The organism is Pseudoalteromonas sp. PSi26 (assembly GCF_054960575.1).
The window spans coordinates 86,645-107,536 of record NZ_JBHNYT010000016.1; the positions used below are offsets into that span (position 1 = coordinate 86,645).

General features: G+C 39.8%; 21 protein-coding genes and 1 other RNA gene. 12 read left to right on the forward strand and 10 right to left on the reverse strand.

Annotated features, from left to right (window positions below):
- Positions 1 to 3: 3 nt before the first annotated feature.
- The gene (locus ACFI34_RS16005; RefSeq protein ID WP_305401589.1) at positions 4 to 960 is read right to left on the reverse strand and encodes a trypsin-like peptidase domain-containing protein; all 957 of its coding nucleotides are present in this window, start codon (positions 958 to 960) and stop codon (positions 4 to 6) included.
- On the opposite strand from ACFI34_RS16005, the gene ACFI34_RS16010 reads away from it, so the two are divergent.
- On the forward strand, positions 875 to 1,204 hold the full coding sequence (locus tag ACFI34_RS16010) for a hypothetical protein (RefSeq protein WP_462674216.1): 330 nt from the start codon (positions 875 to 877) through the stop codon (positions 1,202 to 1,204). The two genes, ACFI34_RS16005 and ACFI34_RS16010, sit on opposite strands and share 86 nt — an antisense overlap.
- Here ACFI34_RS16010 and ACFI34_RS16015 read toward each other — a convergent pair.
- Both ACFI34_RS16015 and ACFI34_RS16020 read right to left on the reverse strand, forming a co-directional pair.
- Complete coding sequence (locus ACFI34_RS16015) at positions 1,188 to 2,540, reverse strand: Do family serine endopeptidase (protein WP_462674207.1); 1,353 nt, start codon at positions 2,538 to 2,540, stop codon at positions 1,188 to 1,190. The two genes, ACFI34_RS16010 and ACFI34_RS16015, sit on opposite strands and share 17 nt — an antisense overlap.
- Positions 2,541 to 2,671: 131 nt before the next feature.
- Positions 2,672 to 3,115 carry a Z-ring associated ZapG family protein gene (locus ACFI34_RS16020; RefSeq protein ID WP_008130322.1) on the reverse strand — a complete coding sequence of 148 codons (444 nt, stop codon included), beginning with the start codon at positions 3,113 to 3,115 and terminating at the stop codon, positions 2,672 to 2,674.
- A 132-nt stretch (positions 3,116 to 3,247) separates the two neighbouring features.
- On the opposite strand from ACFI34_RS16020, the gene zapE reads away from it, so the two are divergent.
- The 8 genes from zapE (at position 3,248) to ACFI34_RS16060 (ending at position 9,751) form a co-directional block, all read left to right on the forward strand.
- Complete coding sequence (zapE, locus tag ACFI34_RS16025) at positions 3,248 to 4,336, forward strand: cell division protein ZapE (protein ID WP_006792114.1); 1,089 nt, start codon at positions 3,248 to 3,250, stop codon at positions 4,334 to 4,336.
- Between the two features lie 270 nt (positions 4,337 to 4,606).
- A complete protein-coding gene (gene rplM, locus ACFI34_RS16030) occupies positions 4,607 to 5,035 on the forward strand; it encodes a 50S ribosomal protein L13 (protein ID WP_002957960.1) in 429 nt (142 codons plus the stop codon).
- 8 nt (positions 5,036 to 5,043) lie between these two features.
- Entirely contained in the window at positions 5,044 to 5,436 is a 393-nt protein-coding gene (gene rpsI, locus ACFI34_RS16035; RefSeq protein WP_086007041.1) for a 30S ribosomal protein S9, read from the forward strand.
- Positions 5,437 to 6,015: 579 nt separating this feature from the next.
- Complete coding sequence (gene petA, locus ACFI34_RS16040; RefSeq protein ID WP_006792117.1) at positions 6,016 to 6,606, forward strand: ubiquinol-cytochrome c reductase iron-sulfur subunit; 591 nt, start codon at positions 6,016 to 6,018, stop codon at positions 6,604 to 6,606.
- Positions 6,606 to 7,871 (forward strand): cytochrome b, encoded by a 1,266-nt coding sequence (locus tag ACFI34_RS16045; RefSeq protein ID WP_006792118.1) that lies wholly within the window; start codon positions 6,606 to 6,608, stop codon positions 7,869 to 7,871. Before petA ends, ACFI34_RS16045 begins: the two co-directional genes overlap by 1 nt.
- Positions 7,868 to 8,611, forward strand: a complete 744-nt coding sequence (locus ACFI34_RS16050) for a cytochrome c1 (RefSeq protein ID WP_006792119.1) — start codon at positions 7,868 to 7,870, stop codon at positions 8,609 to 8,611. The genes ACFI34_RS16045 and ACFI34_RS16050 overlap by 4 nt, the downstream gene beginning before the upstream one ends.
- Before the next feature lie 79 nt (positions 8,612 to 8,690).
- Positions 8,691 to 9,317 (forward strand): stringent starvation protein SspA, encoded by a 627-nt coding sequence (gene sspA / locus ACFI34_RS16055; protein ID WP_006792120.1) that lies wholly within the window; start codon positions 8,691 to 8,693, stop codon positions 9,315 to 9,317.
- Positions 9,317 to 9,751, forward strand: a complete 435-nt coding sequence (locus ACFI34_RS16060) for a ClpXP protease specificity-enhancing factor (RefSeq protein ID WP_006792121.1) — start codon at positions 9,317 to 9,319, stop codon at positions 9,749 to 9,751. Before sspA ends, ACFI34_RS16060 begins: the two co-directional genes overlap by 1 nt.
- Before the next feature lie 63 nt (positions 9,752 to 9,814).
- Here the strand turns inward: ACFI34_RS16060 and dolP are convergent, their stop codons facing one another.
- The 4 genes from dolP to ACFI34_RS16080 are packed head-to-tail and all read right to left on the reverse strand — an operon-like array spanning position 9,815 to position 13,254.
- Complete coding sequence (dolP, locus tag ACFI34_RS16065; RefSeq protein ID WP_008130334.1) at positions 9,815 to 10,384, reverse strand: division/outer membrane stress-associated lipid-binding lipoprotein; 570 nt, start codon at positions 10,382 to 10,384, stop codon at positions 9,815 to 9,817.
- The gene (locus tag ACFI34_RS16070) at positions 10,377 to 10,970 is read right to left on the reverse strand and encodes an SIS domain-containing protein (RefSeq protein WP_006792123.1); all 594 of its coding nucleotides are present in this window, start codon (positions 10,968 to 10,970) and stop codon (positions 10,377 to 10,379) included. Before ACFI34_RS16070 ends, dolP begins: the two co-directional genes overlap by 8 nt.
- Positions 10,971 to 10,995: 25 nt before the next feature.
- Entirely contained in the window at positions 10,996 to 11,367 is a 372-nt protein-coding gene (locus ACFI34_RS16075) for a YraN family protein (protein ID WP_006792124.1), read from the reverse strand.
- Between the two features lie 9 nt (positions 11,368 to 11,376).
- Positions 11,377 to 13,254 carry a penicillin-binding protein activator gene (locus tag ACFI34_RS16080; protein ID WP_462674208.1) on the reverse strand — a complete coding sequence of 626 codons (1,878 nt, stop codon included), beginning with the start codon at positions 13,252 to 13,254 and terminating at the stop codon, positions 11,377 to 11,379.
- Positions 13,255 to 13,315: 61 nt separating this feature from the next.
- Here ACFI34_RS16080 and rsmI point away from each other — a divergent pair, with 61 nt between their 5' ends.
- Entirely contained in the window at positions 13,316 to 14,173 is an 858-nt protein-coding gene (rsmI, locus tag ACFI34_RS16085; protein ID WP_248518631.1) for a 16S rRNA (cytidine(1402)-2'-O)-methyltransferase, read from the forward strand.
- A 41-nt stretch (positions 14,174 to 14,214) separates the two neighbouring features.
- Positions 14,215 to 14,578, forward strand: an RNA gene (gene rnpB / locus ACFI34_RS16090) — RNase P RNA component class A.
- A gap of 58 nt (positions 14,579 to 14,636) precedes the next feature.
- On the opposite strand, the gene ACFI34_RS16095 is transcribed toward rnpB, so the two are convergent.
- Positions 14,637 to 15,713, reverse strand: a complete 1,077-nt coding sequence (locus ACFI34_RS16095) for a mechanosensitive ion channel family protein (protein WP_462674209.1) — start codon at positions 15,711 to 15,713, stop codon at positions 14,637 to 14,639.
- A 116-nt stretch (positions 15,714 to 15,829) separates the two neighbouring features.
- Here ACFI34_RS16095 and ACFI34_RS16100 point away from each other — a divergent pair, with 116 nt between their 5' ends.
- Entirely contained in the window at positions 15,830 to 16,783 is a 954-nt protein-coding gene (locus ACFI34_RS16100) for a YihY/virulence factor BrkB family protein (protein WP_462674210.1), read from the forward strand.
- Positions 16,784 to 16,790: 7 nt separating this feature from the next.
- Here the strand turns inward: ACFI34_RS16100 and ACFI34_RS16105 are convergent, their stop codons facing one another.
- Together ACFI34_RS16105 and ACFI34_RS16110 are read right to left on the reverse strand one after the other, a co-directional pair.
- Positions 16,791 to 17,675, reverse strand: a complete 885-nt coding sequence (locus ACFI34_RS16105; protein WP_462674211.1) for a LysR family transcriptional regulator — start codon at positions 17,673 to 17,675, stop codon at positions 16,791 to 16,793.
- A gap of 129 nt (positions 17,676 to 17,804) precedes the next feature.
- Complete coding sequence (locus ACFI34_RS16110) at positions 17,805 to 20,816, reverse strand: bifunctional diguanylate cyclase/phosphodiesterase (protein WP_462674212.1); 3,012 nt, start codon at positions 20,814 to 20,816, stop codon at positions 17,805 to 17,807.
- Positions 20,817 to 20,892 lie beyond the last annotated feature (76 nt).

A 20,892-nucleotide genomic window follows, 5' to 3' on the forward strand; every position in this document is an offset into this window, starting at 1 on the left:
TATTTAGAGTTTGGTTTCAAGCTCAGCCACAGTAACCATTATTTTTTCGATTTTCCCATCTCTATACAATTCAAACTCTATTTCTTTACCTGGTTCAGTATTGCCAATTTTTTCGAGTACCTTTTGTGGATTAGCCACTGAAAGCCCAGCAATTTTTATTACAATATCTTGTTCTTCAATGCCAGCTTGCCACGCAGGCCCTAATGGATCTAAATTTGTAATACGCATGCCGCTCACAGGGGTTAAGTTGTCATTAACCTCTTTGCCTGTACTGTCTACAGCTGTGCCTTCAAACCCTAAGTAACCACGCACTACACGACCATGGCGAATTAGCTTAGCCATTACTTCCTTAGCTAGGGTGTAAGGGACAGCAAAAAAGATGCCTTGAATGTTTAAGTTTTCGCGGGTTTTAAATTGCGCCGAAGTAATACCTACTAAATCACCATTTGAATTAACGAGTGCACCACCGGAATTTCCTACATTAATTGCTGCATCCATTTGCAGTAGATTATTAAACGGGCTATCGGTAATTTTTTGTTTACCTGTGGCACTAATAATCCCTTGTGTGATTGTTTGCCCAAGATTAAGTGGGTTGCCAATAGCTAATACAACATCTCCCACGCTAGTCGTATAGTCATCGTTTACGGGAATAACGGGAAGGTGTTCTGCATTTATTTTAAGTAGTGCTAGATCTGTAATTGTATCAAAGCCTATCAGCTGAACATCAAAAAAACGTCGGCCGTCAGTTAAAATCACCATGATGACATCAGCATTATTAACAACATGATAATTAGTAAGTATGTAGCCATCTTGCGACATAATAACGCCAGAGCCTAACTCCTGAACGGTGTTTTTTCTTTTGTAGCGGGGCTCCTTGGATATACTTTCAGAAAAAATAGTAACGACTGACGGGGCTGCGCGCTTTACTGCATCAGAAAAGCTTAAGTGGCTTGCACTCATTGCACTAGGGATAGGAACATTAGGCAGCAGCGCTGCTCTCATATTTGGGCTGAAAAAAACCACCAAAAAAGCAATACTGAGACCTGCAAATAGAGGAGGGAGGACAAATTTAATGAATTTCAGCACAAGTTTCTTATTATTAAAGGAGCAATCCCTTTATGATGGCACAAAAAAAATAACAGCGGCAAGTGCCACTGTTATTTTTATTACACATATACTGCGATTAATTACTGAATTAGGATAAATATAGACTCACGTCCACGTTTAACGCCTAGTACAATATTACCTTTCGTATTTTCGATGATTTTATTCATATCGCGAATAGTCTCAACACGTTGGCGGTTCACTTGGACTATCATGTCACCTTCTTCTAGGCCTACCCGTGCAGAAGGAGAGCGAGGATCGACAGAGGTAATTTCAATCCCCTTCGCATTATTTTTCTGAACATTTTCTAATTCAGCCCCTTGAAATGCGGGGTGCAGTTCTTCGCCAACCGCTTTAACACCAGATGCGCCATCAAGTGTGACTTTGAGCGTTTTTATTTTTCCATCTCGGTAAATACTGAGCTTTATTTCTCTGCCTTCACCTAATGTAGCAATTTTACTTCGCAGTTCATGGAAGCCGCTTATATCGCTGCCATTAATACTTACAATAACATCCCCGGCTTTTATGCCTGCTTTACTTGCAGCAGTATCATCCATTACCTGCATTACATAAGCACCTTGTTTAACATCAAGTTGTTGTGCTTTGGCTAAGCCCGCATCAAGTGGGCGACCCGATATGCCTAGCGAGCCACGGCGTACCTCACCATGCTCAATAATCTGATCAACCAAGTTTTTCATCATGTTAGAAGGAATAGCAAAACCAATTCCAACGTTACCACCAGATGCACCTAAAATAGCGGTGTTAATGCCAATTAGTTCTCCATTTAAATTCACTAAAGCGCCGCCTGAATTACCTTGGTTAATTGCGGCATCTGTTTGAATGAAATCTTCGTAACCTTCAATGTTTAAACCACTGCGTCCAAGCGCACTAACAATACCTGAGGTTACGGTGTGGCTTAAACCAAATGGGTTGCCGATAGCAACCGCAAAATCACCGACTCGTAATTGGTCTGAGTTAGCAAGTTTGATTTCTGTCAGGTCATCAGCGTCTATTTGTAGTAGTGCAATGTCAGACTCTTTATCTGTACCAATTTTAGTAGCTTCAAATTCACGGCCATCTTCCAGTGTAACGATCATTTTTTCAGCATCTTGGATCACGTGATTATTAGTCACCACATAACCTTCATCTGCATCGATAATCACACCTGAACCCAAACCACTAAATTGGCGCTTTTGGCTGCGAGGTTGTTGCTGGCCAAAAAAGAACTCAAGTGGATCGGCGCGGCGGCGAACCTCTTTAGAGCCCGAGACCTGAATACTTACAACACCAGGGGAAATTTGTTCAAGCATAGGTGCAAGAGTAGGTAGCTGTTGCCCGTTAACTGCTATTGGTAACTTTGCGTAAGACGCTACCGGGCTGATTAATAAGCTTGTAGATAAAATAGCAGCACTGATAAGTGATAATTTCATTTTCATAGTCAGGGTTTACTCCACTTAGGAAAAACAAAAATTAAAAAAGGCTGCATAAGCAGCCTTTTTTAGTTTGTTAGTAAGATAAAACAACAAAGCTGTTATATCTAAAGACTATGGGGTCAAAAAAAAGTTCATCAAGATGCTTTAGAGCGGTCCTGTACTTTATTTTCACCAGCAAATAAACCAGACTCACCTGACACAAAGTCTGCCGGTTGAGCCTCTGCTGAAGAGCGATCAGAACGACGCTCTTTTAAAGATGCTTGTAATTGCTCTGTTGTTTCTTTTGAAAAGTAAGGGGCTGCTGGTTCTTTATTTCTATCTTCTAACAGTAATTGATTAGTTTCTTCAACGTGGCTAAGAAGCTGGTTGTAGTTATCTTTCATTTTATTTACAAGCTTGCTGGTACTTGCTAAATGGTCAGCTACGTCTTGGCGATATTGCTCAAGTTCGCTTTGCGCTTGTTCCGCTTGCTCTTTTAACTCATCTTGTTTGAACTGTTTTTTAGTAACAAATGCACCAATAAAAAATGCTATAACCGCAACAATAACGATTAAACCTACCCATATAACTGTGCCCATAAACTACCCCTTTGGGAAAATAACGAAAGAATGCTGATTCATTTATAAATCATATTAAGTGTAATATACCCCGAGTTATGATGCGTGTTAATATGCTTTACAAATTAAACTGCGTTTTGACTGAAAATACATATGACTCCTTGGCAAACATATCAACAAGATTTAAAACGAGATGACTTTGTACACGACGCAGCACAAGAAAATGCTGTGCGCCACTTGCAACGTTTATACGATGACCTCACGCAAGCAAAACCAAAATCAACAGGTTTTTTCGCTAATTTATTTGGTAAAAATGAACCAGAACCAATAAAAGGCTTGTATTTTTGGGGCGGAGTTGGGCGTGGAAAAACGTATTTAGTTGATACGTTTTATGAGGCATTGCCAAGTGATCGAAAAATGCGCGTGCATTTTCACCGTTTCATGCACCGTGTGCATGACGAATTAAAAAAGCTAAATAACACGACCAATCCGCTGGAAAAAGTAGCGGATATATTTAAATCAGAAACAGACATCATTTGTTTTGATGAATTCTTTGTGCAAGACATAACGGATGCCATGTTACTGGGTGGTTTAATGGAAGCGCTTTTTGCTCGTGGAATTGTTTTAGTCGCCACCTCTAACATTGTGCCTGACGATTTATATAGAAATGGCCTACAGCGGGCTCGTTTTATGCCTGCCATTGAACTGGTAAAACTCAATACTGAAATAGTGAATGTAGATTCGGGTATTGATTATCGACTGAGAACCTTAGAACAAGCTGAAATTTTTCACAGCCCGCTTGATGAACAAGCGGATAAAAATCTATTTGAATATTTTGATAAGTTGTCAGCTGAACCGGGTCAACTCGATCACCCTATAGAAATTGAAGGGCGCTTAATAAAAACGCGCAAAGTAGCTCAAAGTGTCGTGCTATTCGAATTTAGTGAATTGTGTGAGACTGCACGTAGCCAAGTTGATTACATGGAAATTAGCCGTTTATATAACACGGTAATTATTTCTAATGTAAAACAGCTTGGCCAAAGTAATGATGATGCAGCAAGGCGCTTCATTGCTCTAGTAGATGAATTTTACGAACGCCACGTGACGCTAATTATTTCAGCAGAAAAACCGATTACCGAACTTTACACCCAAGGTAACTTAAATTTTGAATTTAAACGCTGCATAAGCCGTTTGCAAGAAATGCAGTCGTTAGAGTATTTAGCAAGGGAACATTTAGCTTAATAAAAATTAGAATGCCGGTCGTTTTGCGCTATCAACACTTATTTGTAAATAGCGATAATTTTCTTGTGGGAAAAACAACCGATCGGTAGCAATGTGATTTAAGTGCTGGTATACTCCCGCGTCTGCCACGTTGCGTTCTATGCCTTCATATAGTTTAGCCACTAATGAGCGGCGCAAAAGTCTAAAACTCGAAGGGGTTATAGCAAACTTAGAGCAGTAGTTAATATTAACTACTTGTGGTTTTAATTGAAAAACATTGGATTTTTATAAATGAAAACGTTTGTTGCTAAACCAGAAACAGTAAAACGTGACTGGTACGTAGTTGACGCTGAAGGTAAAACTTTAGGTCGCATCGCTACTGAAATCGCTCATCGCCTACGCGGTAAGCACAAAGCTGAATACACTCCACACGTAGATACTGGTGATTACATCATCGTTATCAACGCTGAGAAAGTTACTGTAACTGGTAACAAATTCAAAGATAAAGTGTACTACGCTCACTCTGGTTTTCCAGGTGGCCTTAAGTCTACTACTTTTGATAAACTTCAAGCTGCAAAGCCTGAAATGATCATCGAAAAAGCAGTTAAAGGCATGTTGCCACGTGGTCCTTTAGGCCGCGCTATGTACCGTAAACTTAAAGTTTACGCAGGTACTGAGCATAACCATGCTGCACAACAGCCTCAGGTTCTAGACATTTAAGGAGCACTATCATGGCAAATCAATACTACGGTACAGGTCGTCGTAAAAGTTCAAGTGCTCGCGTATTCTTACGCCCAGGCACTGGTAACATCGTAATCAACAAGCGCTCTTTAGAAGAGTACTTTGGTCGCGAAACAGCACGCATGGTTGTTCATCAAGCTCTTGAGCTTGTTGATATGACTGAAAAATTTGACCTTTTCATCACCGTTTCTGGTGGTGGTACAACTGGTCAAGCTGGTGCTATCCGTCACGGTATCACTCGTGCACTTATGGAGTTTGACGAGTCACTACGTCCACAACTTCGTAAAGCAGGTTTCGTTACTCGTGATGCACGTAAAGTTGAACGTAAGAAAGTGGGTCTTAAGAAAGCGCGTAAGCGTCCACAGTTCTCAAAACGTTAATCTATACGTTATCAAGAATTCAAAAACCCAGCTTATGCTGGGTTTTTTGTTATTGGCGATAAATTTCTTCTGATTCCTTTGAGCTTTAAAAAATTGTTAGCCTAAACTGTACATCGCAAATTACCGTTTATGATGATCACACAGTGCAATAACGGCGTATTAATTGAACGAAAGGAAGTAAATAGCCAGATAGCTGCAAAAAAGTTAAATAATTATCGTAATTAGTTTAAATCCATCAGTTAATTGATGGAATTTTTTGCTACAATTGGCGTGGAAGTAAAACGATCAAGTTTTATAACACTATGTGTAGTCTTAAAACTTCCGCTTAGTGGAGTTGATCTTGGTCACTACATCGTTTTTACAGAAGTGATATTATTACTTTTCAGCTCGTGCTCGAACTAGCTTAATCAAACCATTGGTGAAATTAATATTTTTCAAGACCTGAGTTGTTAATAACCTTGTTTTAAACAAGGGTTTTAATTATGATCATTTCTATTTTAAAAATTTCGAATAATTAACCTGCTGTAACTGATGTTCTCAATATAGCAAGTGTTGAGAATCGTAAGTGGAGATAAGTGGATGAGCAATGCGCCTGTAGACAATGGCCGACGTCGCTTTTTAACCATAGCTACCTCTGTTGTTGGTGGTGTTGGTGCGGCTGGGGCTGCTGTTCCTTTTATTGCGTCTTGGAATCCAAGTGAGCGAGCTAAATCTGCGGGTGCGCCTGTAGAAGTAGATATAAGCAAACTTGAACCTGGACAATTAATACGTGTCGAGTGGCGTGGTAAACCTGTATGGGTTGTATCACGAACCCCAAAAATGCTTGAGCAAATGAAAGAACATGAAGGTCAACTTCGTGATCCGCAATCGCAAGAGCCACAACAATTAGAATCATCAACAAATGACTACCGTTCATTACGTCCAGAGATTTTTGTCGCTGTAGGTATTTGTACGCATTTAGGATGTTCACCTAGCTTTTTACAAGGTGGCTTTGGTGAAAAAGTGGAAGGGACTGATGATGGTTTTTATTGTCCATGTCACGGTTCTAAATTTGATATGGCTGGCCGTGTTTTTCAATCGGTTCCAGCACCATTAAACTTAGAAATTCCACCATATACTTTTCTTGATGAAACCACTATTTTAGTGGGCGAAGAACAAGGGGTGGCCTAATGTTTGGTAAGATTATTGGTTGGATTGACGACAGAATCCCAATGACACGTGTTTGGAACATGCATATTGCACAGTATCCAGCACCTAAAAACTTTAACTTTTGGTACTTCTTTGGCTCATTAGCAATGTTAGTACTAGTTAACCAAATACTGACTGGTATTTGGCTAACAATGAACTACGTACCGTCTGCTGAAGGTGCATTTGCATCAATAGAATATATCATGCGTGATGTAGATTATGGCTGGTTACTGCGCTATCTGCACTCAACTGGTGCATCAGCATTCTTCATTGTTGTATACCTACATATGTTCCGTGGCATGATCTACGGTTCTTACCAAAAACCACGTGAGTTACTGTGGTTGTTTGGTATGTTTATTTTCTTAGCCCTAATGGCTGAAGCATTCATGGGTTACTTATTGCCATGGGGCCAAATGTCGTTCTGGGGTGCGCAGGTAATTATCTCACTGTTTGGTGCAATTCCTGTTATTGGTGATGACCTTACACTTTGGATCCGTGGTGACTACGTAATTTCTGGTGCAACGCTTAACCGCTTCTTTGCATTACACGTAATTGCATTGCCATTGGTTATTGTTATCTTAGTATTTTTACACATTGTTGCACTACACGAAGTGGGTTCTAATAACCCAGACGGTATTGATAACAAACGTAAAAAAGGCACTGTTCCTGAAGAAGATAAGCCTAAATTTAAGTTCCATGAATACTACACTGATAAAAAAGATATTATTGATGCGATTCCGTTCCACCCTTATTACACAGTAAAAGATATTGTGGGCGTGGTTGGTTTCTTAATCTTGTTCTGTTGGGTTGTGTTCTTTATGCCTGCTATGGGTGGTTTCTTTTTAGAGGCGCCAAACTTTGAAGCGGCAAACCCACTTAAAACACCGGAACATATATTCCCTGTTTGGTACTTCACGCCATTTTACGCAATCTTGCGCGCAATCCCTGATAAATTGATGGGTGTTGCAGCAATGGGGGCGTCAATCGTAGTACTTGCGTTATTACCTTGGATTGACCGTGGTTCAGTTCGCTCTGTTCGTTACCGTTGTGGTTTCCACAAATGGAACATTGCAGGCTTTGTTGTTACTTTTGTTCTTTTAGGTTGGGTTGGTGCTACACCGCAAACTGACTTTAAAACAATTGTTTCGCAAGTTTGTACTGTGACTTACTTTATGTTCTTCGTACTGTTATTTGTTTACAGTAAGAATGAAAAAACTAAGCCATTGCCTGAGAGGTTAACGAAATGATGAAAAAACTAATAATTGGTTTATTCGCTTTATCAGTAAATATGTTACCTGCAATGGCGGCAGGCCCGTCAGTTCCACTAATGGACGCGGGTAACGATATATCTGATCAGCCATCTTTGCAGCGCGGCGCTAAGTTGTTCATGAACTACTGTCTTGGTTGTCACCAAATGCAGTATCAGCGTTATGAACGTACTTTCCGTGATATTGGTATTCCAACGGAAGTTGGCCAAGAGCAGCTTATTTTTGATGGTTCAAAAGTAGGTAGCCATATTAAGAACTCAATGGCTAAAGATGATGCAGCAAAATGGTTTGGTGCGGCTCCGCCGGATTTAACTAATGTTGCACGTGTACGTGGAAGTGACTGGATTTACACGTACTTGAAATCATTTTATAAAGATGAGTCTCGTCCGTTTGGTGTAAATAATACGTTATTTCCATCAGTAGGTATGCCACATGTTCTACAAGAACTTCAGGGTGTTCCTACTCCTATAACTGAAGAAGTAACTGTTGATGGTGTAACAACTGTACATATCACAGGTACTGAAACAGATGGTTCAGGCGAGATGAGTGTAGATGAGTATGACCAAGCAGTTCGTGATTTAACGAACTTCCTAGAGTACGTAGGTGAACCTACTCGACTTGAATCGGAAGCGCTAGGTATTAAGGTAATTGGGTTCTTAGTTATCCTGTTTATCTTGGCATTTATGCTTAAGAAAGAATACTGGAGAGATGTTCATTAAGTTTGAACATATTTAAAGGTAATTTTGCAATAGGGGCTTAAGCCCCTATTGCTGTTTTAGTTATTTAATGGAGGTAGGCATGGCCGTAGCTGCCAATAAGCGCCCTGTAATGACCCTTTTCTCTGGGGCTAACTGTATGTATAGCCATCAAGTACGTATCGTACTTGCAGAAAAAGGTGTAAGTGTAGATATTCATTTGGCTGAAAAGGATAATCTGCCAGAAGCACTTCACGAAATTAACCCTTACGGTACAGTGCCAACACTGATTGACCGTGAGCTTGGTTTATATCAGGCAAATATCATCATGGAATACCTTGATGAACGTTTCCCTCATCCTCCACTAATGCCTGTTTACCCGGTAATGCGTGGTCGTAGCCGTTTAATGATGCACCGCATTGATACTGATTGGTACAGCTTAGCTGCTAAAATCAGCAATAACACATCAGATGCAGCACAAGCTCGTAAAGAGTTAACTGAGGCATTACTTGCAGTAGCTCCTATCTTTAGCGAAGCTCCTTACTTTATGAGTGAAGAGTTTAGCTTAGTAGATTGTTACTTAGCACCACTACTATGGCGTTTACCTGAGTTTGGTATTGAGCTTAATGGTGCAGGCTCTAAAGAGATGAAAGAGTACATGATCCGTTTATTCGAACGTGAGTCATTCCAAGCCTCTTTAACTGAAGCTGAGCGTGAGATCCGTTTATAATGACGCCTAATCGTCCTTATTTATTACGTGCTTTTTTTGATTGGATAGTCGACAACGAATGTACGCCACATATTGTGGTGGACGCTGGTTTTGCGAATGTGCAAGTGCCTACACAATTTGTGCAAGATGGACAAATTGTGCTTAACATTAGCCCATCAGCAGTAACACAGTTTTCGTTAGACCTAACCCAACTTAGTTTTAACGCGCGTTTTGGCGGTCAGCCAATGCAAGTTTATGTACCTTTAGGTGCTGTGCTTGCAATTTACGCTCGTGAAAACGGCGAAGGTACAGTCTTTACTGCAGACGAGTTTGTAGAGGACGAAGACGAGTTTGATACAGGGCTAGAAAGTGTTGATTCATCTGAGTATATAGATGAAACACCGCCAGAAAAACCTGAAAAGAAAAAAGGCTCACATTTACGTGTTATAAAATAATATGTAGATTACAAAAAAAAACCGCTTAAAAGCGGTTTTTTTATTTCTGTAATTTAGTGGCTTTTAATTAATATATTCGAATACCTTTACTACTCGCTCAACGCCCGACACATTGCGTGCAATATCAACTGCACGATTAGCTTCATCTTGAGACACCAAGCCCATCAAATAAACCTCAGCGTTTTCTGTAACCACTTTAATGTTATTGCTACTAATATCTTTAGCTGCTAGTAACTGTGCTTTTACCTTTGAGGTGAGCCACGAATCATGAGTTTGAGTTGTTATACCAATATTTGAACCTATACGAAGTTGGTTATGAATTTTACGAATACCGGCAATCGCTTCTACGGTTATTTGTGCTTCGTTTTTCATTTCCTGATTAGCAACTTGACCAACAAGCAAAACAATACCATTGACACTTATAGCGTTAACTCGAGCAGACTTTTCTAAGCGTTCAACTTCACTAATAGCAATGCTAGCTTTAATTTCTATATTGTTATCATCGATTTGAGAGCCTATAGTGCGACGGTCGTTTGCAGCGGTTACTGCACTGGCTGTGCCGGCTACAACAGCTGCAGCACAGCCTTGTAATAATACAACGGTACCTAAAATAATAAGGGAGCGTTTAAACATAATTTTCATCCTGCGGGAAAAGCGTTAAATCTATAAGTTCACTTAAACAATGTAAGTTAGTTAAATGCGACTCTATAATACGGCTTGGACGTTTAGACGGTGTTCTTATTTCAACATCATTAGGGCCAAGTAAACCCACTAATTCACCGCCATCGTCACCGACCATAACAATGACCTTCATATCGCGTGTAAGCGCAGCTTCAACGGCTGAAATTACCTGCTTTTCATTGCCATTAATTGCTAATACCAATAGTAAGTCACCTTGTTGAGCGAATGCACGGATTTGACGGGCAAATGTATCGTGATCATCACTGTGATTGTTCTGTCCAAGATTTATATTTTCTTGTGACAAAGCAATAGCAGGCAAGCAAGGACGCTCTGTTTCGTAGTGATTGACCAATATACCCGCTATATGTTGCGCAAGCATATGACAGTTAGCTGTCCCGCAACAAATTAACTTATTACCGTTAATAAGGCTTTGTGCAATTGTGAACGCGGCCGATTCAAGCGCACTGGGAAGGACCTCTCCAGCGGCTATTTGAACTTGAATACTTTCTGTGAAAATTTCTTTTATTGTGTCTTGCATAGCCTACCAATTCTTTTTAGTATTTTTAAAATACGTTTTTAAGCCAATTATATGTAGGAGATGATTCTCCGGTTATGGCTACATAGTCAATTCTTAATGCCTGATTTGTTAAGTTTTTAGCTGCTAAGTAATGATGAATACTACGTTTAAGCCGTGCTTGTTTTTGGGCGCTGAGCGCATAATTAGCACCACCTCGAGCATTGTTTTTGCGAAACTTCACTTCCACAAAAACAAGGGTGTTACCCTCTTTCATAATAATATCGAGCTCACCAAAGGGGCAGTAATAATTACGTTCTATAGGTTTTAAACCTTGCGCTACTAGGTATTTTTGCGCTTGTAGTTCGTAATACTGACCTTTTTCACGACTATTTTGCCACAGCTCTTTAAACCACGACATGCCGCCCCCTTAATTTATCGTTTTTACACCGCTAGCCGACTGCATAAATAAGGGCGCAGGGCGTTGTGTTTTTAACTGCACAGACTTAATTTGGCGATTAGTATATTGTGCCCAATCAAGTACGCGTTGTAGATGGCCATTACTATTAACTGATAACTTACCGCTCAAACCGCTAAATTGATTGCCAGGCATTAAGCTCAACTGCCTAATATCGTTAATAACGAGTACAGCATCGTATGCCATGGCGAATAAGCGTTGGCTAATATCGGCTTGCTCGGGCCAAAGTAAATTATACTGCTCACGTAAATTATGTTGTGTGATTTGTGAGTTAAGCATCCAAGGTAGTTCTGTGAAATACAGGCCGTCTAAGTCGCCTTTGTCGGTTGAGTCAATTTGCTTACTGTGACTTTTTGAGCTCGCATACAGCGGAATTCGCTCTGAGAATGTACTCACATTTACATCAAGGTAGGGCTTAATTAAGCGTGTTTCTATTGCATCACCTAAAATATAAATTACATCAATATCACTGCGTGAGCGTGTTTCACTTTCAACTTCTTGCTTAAATAAGGCTTTTATTGTTTTTATACGCTCTTTAGATTGATCAACTTCTAATAAGCTACTAATCGTTTTTGGCATGTCTTGATTGTTTTCATAAAAACCAATTTGAGGTTTAGTCTCGCTGTAGCGTTGCCATTGCTGATTAAAAAAATCAACTAAGCGCTGGCCATTCGTATTTTCTGGAGCGAGTAGCATGGGTTTTTGGTATCCCATAGCTAGAAAATGCTCTAAAGCTTGTTCAACTTCGTGCTCTGGGTTTAGAGCAAAGTAGTAGTGTTGGAGCGAAATAGTGTCTCCATCGAATGTATTTAAATGCAACGTAGGGATATTAATAAGTGTTTCAGCTGCCGTAAGCTTATCTATGTTCGCTTTAAGTAGTGGCCCAACTACAAAGTCAGGGTTAATTTGGTCAAGTTTTGCTGCAATGTCTGCAGTACTTAAATTTTCATCAATAAAAATAGCTTCATTAATATTTTGTTTATCTAATGCGGCTAAAGCTCCTGCTTTTAAAGCATCACCTAGGCGTTCGTTAGGACCTGATTGAGGGAATAACAAAACTAAGCGGTCGATATTTAGGGGGGCTAATTCAGCAAAGTTTTCATCTTGTTTAGGTAACACGGCTCCAGCAGGGTGTCCCACGTAACGGCGTCGCCAATTATTTATTGCTTGATCTAACTCTACACCGCTACCTGCATATACTTGATGGTATAAAGCAAGATTTACCCAGCCTTGTTGAATAACAGAGCCACGGTTAAAACGCTCCAGCGCATAAGAAGAAAGCTGTTTTAGGTTATCCCATAACTGTTGGTCGAGTTGTGGTATATCAATATTATTTTTTGTAGATGTTTCTGATGCTCTAAAAAAATAGGGAGCTGCTTTTTTAGGAAAATTTTGTGAGGCGTAAATACTGGCTGTTAAAAACTGATGCCATGCAAAGTGTTCAGGTTGTGTTAGTTGCCCATCTAACGATTGTAAAATAATCAAAGACTGGTCATTTTTATTTTGTTGCTTTTGCGCGTATGCGATGTAAAGGCGATTTTGAGTTTGATCAACACTCGCTGTTAATTCTAGGTCGCTACCAATTTGCTCTAATAATGGCCAGTTTTTTTCAGAAATAGCTGAATCACGTGCGCTATATAATAATTGTATTTTATCTGCACCTTGACTATTTACGGCCAATTGATAAATAGACTGCGCACTAGTCGCTTGATTTTTTAGCGCATTAGCACTGCTGCTGAAGTTATCGCTTTTTTTAATTGGTTTTTCGGTTGTGCTACACGCCGATAACCCTGACAATATAATTAATAGACCAACTAGTTTAAGTCGCACAATGATTTCCCAATACGTTAACGCGATTTGCTTATATTACTGACTGACGCAGGAGACCTCAATGTTAAATGAGGAGAATTCACATAAAATTGGCACTCTTTACGTTGTTGCCACCCCAATTGGCAATTATGACGACTTAAGTCAGCGTGCTATCGCGACATTATCGCAGGTTGACTTAATCGCTGCTGAAGACACTCGCCATACAGGTAAGCTCCTTAGCCATTTTGGTATTAAGGCAAAAACATTTGCATTACATGATCACAACGAAAAACAAAAAGCACAGCAAATTATCGATCAGCTTAATCAAGGATTAAATATTGCTTTAGTATCGGATGCAGGCACGCCACTCATTAGTGACCCTGGATATGCAGTTGTAAACTTATGTCGTGAGCAAGGGGCGAGCGTAACCCCAGTCCCTGGTGCGTGCGCTGCTATAACCGCCGTGTGTTGTTCTGGGTTGCCTACCGATCGCTTTCAGTTTATTGGCTTTACACCCGCTAAAAGTAAAGCTCGCCAAGATTTTTTTATTGATGCGATTAACTCAAGTATTACCAGTATAATGTACGAAAGCACACACCGTATTATGGCAAGCCTAGACGATTTAGAAACTGCGCTTGGCAGTGAACAGCAGGTCGTATTTGCCAAAGAGCTAACTAAAACGTTCGAAACTTTTTTTAATGGCACAGTGAGTGAGCTAAAACAGTTTTTAACAGATGATCCCACTAAGCAACGCGGCGAAATAGTCCTCATGCTGCCGGGTAAACCTAAGGTGGTAGACGACATTCCACCCGAGGCTCGTAAAATGTTGGCTCTACTTGAAAAAGAAATGCCAATGAAAAAAGCATGCGGTGTTGTAGCTGAGTACTTTGGTATGAAAAAAAATGCACTATACAAAACAATTATTGAAGAAAAAGAGTAAATATTACTGCGCTTGGCTTTAGCGTCATGTATACTGCGCGCCGAGTCAGCCAAGATAATCGCTGCCTGTGACGAAAATGATCAGGGGGAGGAAAGTCCGGGCTCCACAGGGCAGAGTGCCAGTTAACGGCTGGGGGGCGTGAGCCCACGACAAGTGCAGCAGAGAGAAGACCGCCAACTTCGGTTGGTAAGGGTGAAAGGGTGCGGTAAGAGCGCACCGGGCCGCTAGTAATAGTCGGTTGCAAGGTAAACTCCACTCGGAGCAAGACCAAATAGGGTTCCTTATGGCGTGGCCCACGTTGGAACCGGGTAGGTTGCTTGAGCCATAGAGCGATTTATGGCCTAGACGAATGATTATCACTTTCTTCGGAAAGGACAAAACCCGGCTTATAGGCTGACTCACTCATTCAATAAAAAGCCCGCAGTTAACGCTGTGGGCTTTTTTGCATCTAAATTTTATTAACTTAAATAATATTCTTTCCTTGTTCAGGATCCCTTGACTGCTCTGCCTGTTCGCGTATTTCGTCAGTATCACTGCTTACATCGTTAAGTGTTTGGGTTTGCTCGTGGGTTTCCGGTGGTTTCTTTTCATTTAAACGCTCTTTTACTACTGAGCTTGAAAAGTCCTCGCCAGAGGCATTTAGTAAAATCCGTTCTCTGGCATCATCCGGCATACTAATATTTTTATCAGTAAACTCATTAACTAGTTCACGCATAAGCTGAGAGCTTACTTTAAGTGGGCTATGCTGCTCGCTATTCACCCAAAAATATAAAATAAAGTTTATCGTTGATGAGCCTAAATTTTTTATAAGTACTTGTGCTGGGGGATCGCTTAATACGGCCGTTTGTTTGTTTGCTATATTTAGAGCAAGCGTTTGCGCGCTGCGTATGTCGTTATCGTAACCTATACCTATTTCTACTTTACCGCGCATTTTGGGATTAGCAGTTAAATTTTTGATGGTGTTTTTATACACTGTAGCATTAGGAATTTGAATGTGGTTTCCATCGTAGTCAACAAGCGTTGTAGCGCGAGCTGTTACCTTTTTGATAACGCCTAAACGTCCATCTACTTCAATTACGTCGTCTATTTTAAACGGGCGTTGCACACTTAAAAGTAAGCTTGCTATAAAATTCTCTGCAATGTCTCTAAAAGCAAAGCCTAATATTAAGCCTATTAAACCGGTCCCACTCATTATGGCTACCGCAAATTCAGTAAGCCCTGCTAAACGTAAAAACAGATATAGGCCTAATAAAATGACTAAAGTGCTAATTCCGCGCCTTACAACCAGCAAAACTAGCTTACTATCGGTTACTAAATTGATAGGTTTTATGAGCATGCGTGAAAGAGGGCCTGCTGTAAAATAGCTAATAGTGAGTAAGAGTAAACCTAACAATAAGGTGGGTAATATTTGCGCTGTAGCGTGAACTAATTGCATGCTTTGGTCATAAAAAAATTGCCACGAAAACACATCTCCTTCCATCACAGGATTTAATGAGGGTGTACTGGCAGCCGATGGTACGTCTGATGCTATTGTAGGCATTGGGTTTCTTCCGTGTTTAGTTACTTTTACTTTAACAGCAAGTTTAATACCAAACACCTTTTTTAAGTTGGCAGTTATTTTGCTTCATTAAAGTACTAACTATAGTGAGATTAAGTATGAAAAAGCCAAAAAGAGGTCAACATGCAGAGCAACCAGCACATATTCCCATGAAGGGCTGGTGGGATATTGCTAAGCGTATTTTTGCGCGCATGAGCAAAGACAATTTATCTTTGGTTTCTGCTGGTGTGGCATTTTATGCGTTACTTGCTATTTTTCCAGCTATTGCTGCTTTGGTTTCTATATACGCTTATTTTGCTTCACCTGCAGAGATCAGTGAGCACCTTAAGCAGTTTACAACCTTAATACCAAATAGTTCGCGAGAGCTGATTTTATCGCAAATTTCAGAGCTCACGAAAAGCTCTCAGGCACGGCTAACTTTAGGGGCGTTAGGAACGTTATTACTCACTATTTGGAGTAGCTCTAAGGGAAGCCAAGCATTAATTACAGCTTGCAACATAAGTTATCATGAATATGAAAAACGTTCTTTCTTGAGGGCGCAGTTTGTTCGTTTTATGTTTTCGGTAGGCGCTATTTTTGTCGCTATTTTTGCGCTGTTGATTATTGGTATTTTGCCCATAGTACTTAATCTAGTGGGCCTCAAAGACAGTATCGATTTGTTAATTAAGGTCGTGTCGTGGCCAATACTCGCACTTACGTTTAACTTTGCATTGGTGCTTTTATACCGTTACGCACCGCATAGAAAAGCGGCTAAATGGCGTTGGATAACGCTCGGCTCTGCTATTGCAACCGTATTTTGGATTATAGCATCTATTGGCTTTTCAATTTATGTATCGCGCTTTTCAAGTTATAACGAAACTTATGGATCCTTGGGTGGGGTGGTCATCATGCTAATGTGGTTATATATAAGCGCGTACATCGTCACCATGGGAGCCGTTATTAACGCAGAAACAGAGCAGCAAACGGCAAAAGACAGCACAATTGGACCAGAGAAAGAGCTAGGTGAACGCGGCGCGTATGTTGCTGATCACCTGGGTATCAAAAACGATTAATCAATCGTTACTCTGCTGCAATTATTGCTGTAAGTTGATCTTTAAATTCTTGTGCTGCAGGGCCTAATCTATCAACATCGTTACACATTAAATATAAGCTGAGAGGACGCGTAATGCCTTGCTCAAGGTTTAGTACCTTGAGTGTATGATCATTAATAAGATGAGCTACTTGATCAAACGGAAGCCACGCGTAACCTAGATTTTGGCTCACCATATCAATTGAATTACGTAAGTGGCTAACGGTCCAGCGCATATCTGCGCCTAACCACCCTTCGTCTTGGTTAGTGTGTGTTGCAGAGTCGCGCACTACAATTTGTCGATGTTGTTTTAAATCTCGAAAGCTTAATTGTTCTTCATGTTGGTTAAGTGGGTGATTTTTATGTGCTACGGCAATAAATTCAACATCTGTTAATTTGCTACAACTAATGCCATAAATAGGAACTGATGAAATAGCTAAATCAACCACCGCATTGTTAAGTAATTCATTGGCGCCAGTTAGCACGCTTTCAATCAAATCGATTTTTAGTAATGGATAAAGCTCACTTGTTCTAGCAAGTGCTTGATACAAAATAGGTTGAGGGAATACTTCATCAACTGCTATTTTTAATGTACTTTCCACTCCTTCACTTAGTGTATTTGCAACAGATTCTATTTTATTCGCTTCTTCAATTAAAAACTCTGCACGGCGTAATATAAGTTTCCCACTTTCCGTTAAAAACGCTTTACGGCCTTTCACCTCAAGTAGTTTTATTTGCAAAGCGGCTTCGAGTTTTTGCACTGCATGATGAACCGTTGACTGGCTTTTAAATACCGCGGCACTGGCGCCAGCAAACCCACCATGTTCTACCACGGCTTTAAACATCCGCCATTGATCTAATGTGGGTTTTGCCATTTGAAATCCTGTTAGAAATTTATTTGCTTCCTGGACTTGACCGTATAGACGCATTTTTAATTGCATAACAGAAATAGATTAATTTATGTTTTAACCCAGCCCTAACAAAGCTTACTAATCTCGGTAAGTTTACTTTGAAAGAGTCACTTTTTTCTCAGCAATAAGATTCATAAAATCGCTTTTGTTTAAAGGCTTGGAAAATAAGTAACCTTGTCCATAATCACAACCAGCCTCAGTTAGTAGCTGGTATTGTAAAGGTGTTTCAATGCCTTCTGCTATTACTTTTAAACCAAGCTGGTGAGCCATTACAATTATTGCTTCACACAACGATAGTTCTTGGCTATCAGCTTTAATATTATCAACAAAGCGTTTATCAATCTTTAAGTAGTCAGTATCCATTTCCTGCAAGTAGGCAAGCGATGAGTAGCCTGTACCAAAATCGTCAAGCGCCAGTTGCATCCCTGATTTCACAATGTGTTTGAGGCGCTTTTGCGTCAGTTCCTCAGGGTTAACCATTAAGCCTTCTGTTATTTCAGCAACAATAGAAGAGGGGGAAATTTTAGCGGCATCAAGCATGGCATACCAATCATCAATACCACTATTAGCTGTAGATAATTGTACAGGGGAGACGTTTACACTTATTTGAAAATCGCCATCAGTCAATTTTTTTATATCGGTGAGTGTTTCTATTGCTTGGGAAAATACAAATTGGCCAATGGCATTAATTTGCCTTGTTTCTTCAGCAAGTGGAATAAACGCAATAGGGCTTATTAACCCTTTTTGTGGATGTTGCCAGCGTATTAAGCCTTCAGCCTTGTGTATATGTAAATCGTTTAGTGACACTATAGGCTGATAAAATAATTCGAACTGGTTATATTCTATTGCACAGCGTAAGTCTTTGAGTAACACCATACGAGCTTGTGCTTGCTCTCTCATATCACGAGAGAAAAATTCAAAGCCATTACGGCCATTATTTTTAGCCTTATACATTGCCTGATCGGCTGCTTTTAATAGCTGCTCGGTATTTTCACCATCTTCGGGCGCACAGGCTATACCCATGCTTGCACTTATAAATACTTCTTCATTTTCAACATGTAGCGCAGACGATAAGCTTTGTAAAATATTGCTAGCAATCTGGTTTATATGGCGAGTACTTTTAATATGATTAAAAACAATAACAAATTCATCACCACCAATGCGCGCAACAAATTCGGCATTTTTAGCAGAATTGACAATACGCTGCGACACCACTTTTAATAGGTTGTCTCCATAGTGGTGGCCTAAAGTATCGTTAATATCTTTAAAATGATCAATATCTAAAAGCATTACAACAAAGCTTTCATTATTTGCATTAGAAAACTGTTTATTTAGTCGCTTTTTAAGCTCTAATCGATTTGGTAAATCGGTCAAATGATCGAAGTGAGCTTGTCGCCAAATTGTTTTATTTGCTTGAATTTTTTCAGTTAAATCAGTAAAGATAGCTATTCGGCGTGCAGGTTTGTTATTTTCATCGTAAACAGTGTCTATATTTAGCCACTCAGTAAATAGTACCCCATTTTTTTTACGGTTTATAATTTCGCCTTGCCAGCGGCCAGTGGCATTTATTGATGCCCAAATTTTTTCATAAAACTCTTTTGAGTGCTCCCCTGAAGAAAGTATGCGGGTAGAGTGGCCAATCACTTCGGCTTTAGAATATTGTGTTGTTTCACAAAAGGCAGGGTTTACATCAAAAATAATACCGTTGGCATCTGTAATTGCCATACTTTCGCTACTGTTACCATAAACAAGAGACGCTAAGTGAAGCGAGTCTTCATTTACTTTGCGTTGGCTAATATCACGAAGCACAAGTATTAGCTCATCACTTTTTTCAAGGTGATTTATGTTCGCCTCAAAATAGTGGTCCGCCACACCTGTACTTATTTTAAAGTCAAAAGTGATGACGTCTTCGCGGTTGGATGCTTCACTCAAAATTTGTTCAGTAATATCTTTTGGTAATATGTCTAATAAGTTTTCAGGCAGTTTACTGCTTGCGGCGAATAGCGGGATAATGGTGCCGCTAACGTTAAGTATAGTACCCGTATTGTTGAATCTGAGGTACATATCGGGGAGGGCATTTAGTAACCCTGTCAACTCGTTATGTTTGTTTTTTAAATCGGCTTCTGTTTGCAAACGTGTTTCAGCCATGGCTTCAAAGCGCGTATATAAAGCTGATAATTCAGGACTATTAGGTTTTATTTTATGAGCGGGCATATTGCCTTGTGCTAATAGGTCGGTTGCTTGGGAGAGTTTTTCAATAGGGTAAAAAATACTTTTTTTAATTAAATGGTGGCCAATAAAAGCAATAATTAAAATAGCGCTAAAAAATAAAATAATAGTTTCTAAAAAGTGTTTATTTGCTCGATTAATATATTTATCAGTGGGCGATGTGATGTAAATTTCTAAATTATTGTTATTAATGTCATTATAAATAGTTGCTCGGTGAAAGATTTGATTGACGTTGTTATCGTCTTTAAACATAGCTAATGAGTTATCACCATGTAAAAAGTGTTTGTTGTTTATTTTTTCCCCTAAAGGTAGCAATGAGTTTGGGTAACTTGCTAGTACAAGGCCATTAGAATCAGCAATAACAGCGTTCGAACCAATTGGGAATTCGGCTTTGTCTAAAGCTGCACTCCACCAGTCAAGTGCAATCACTGTAACAACAACGCCCTTTAATTGCTCTTGCTTATCAATAATAGGGTGAGCAAAGTTAACACTGGGTGCTTGAATGCTTCTGTCGTATTGAAAATACCCAATTGAAAAGCTTTTATTTGCTATGGCATTTTTAAAGTATTGCCTATCACTAATAGACACATTTTTTACTATGCCATTGGTTACACAAATTAAGTTTCCTTTGTCATCAACTACACCAATATTGGCAACGTTAGTGTAGAGCTCTTGTATTTGGTAAAAATAGCTAGGGCACGTGTCCGGAAGGTTGGGTTCTGCAGCAATTGTGTTTGCTAAAAACCGAGTGAGTTGCTCAGTTTCTCCAATCATTGCTGTTTGTTGGTGGGTTAAATGCTTAGCAATATTAACGACTTTTTCTTCGCTTTTTTCAATCGCAGCCTCACGTTCTGCCCATAGGGCTAAAAATGTCACAAGAATGCCCGGGATACTAATAATGATTAGTAACCTATAAAATTGACTTTTGAGCGATGAAGTTAAAATACTCTGT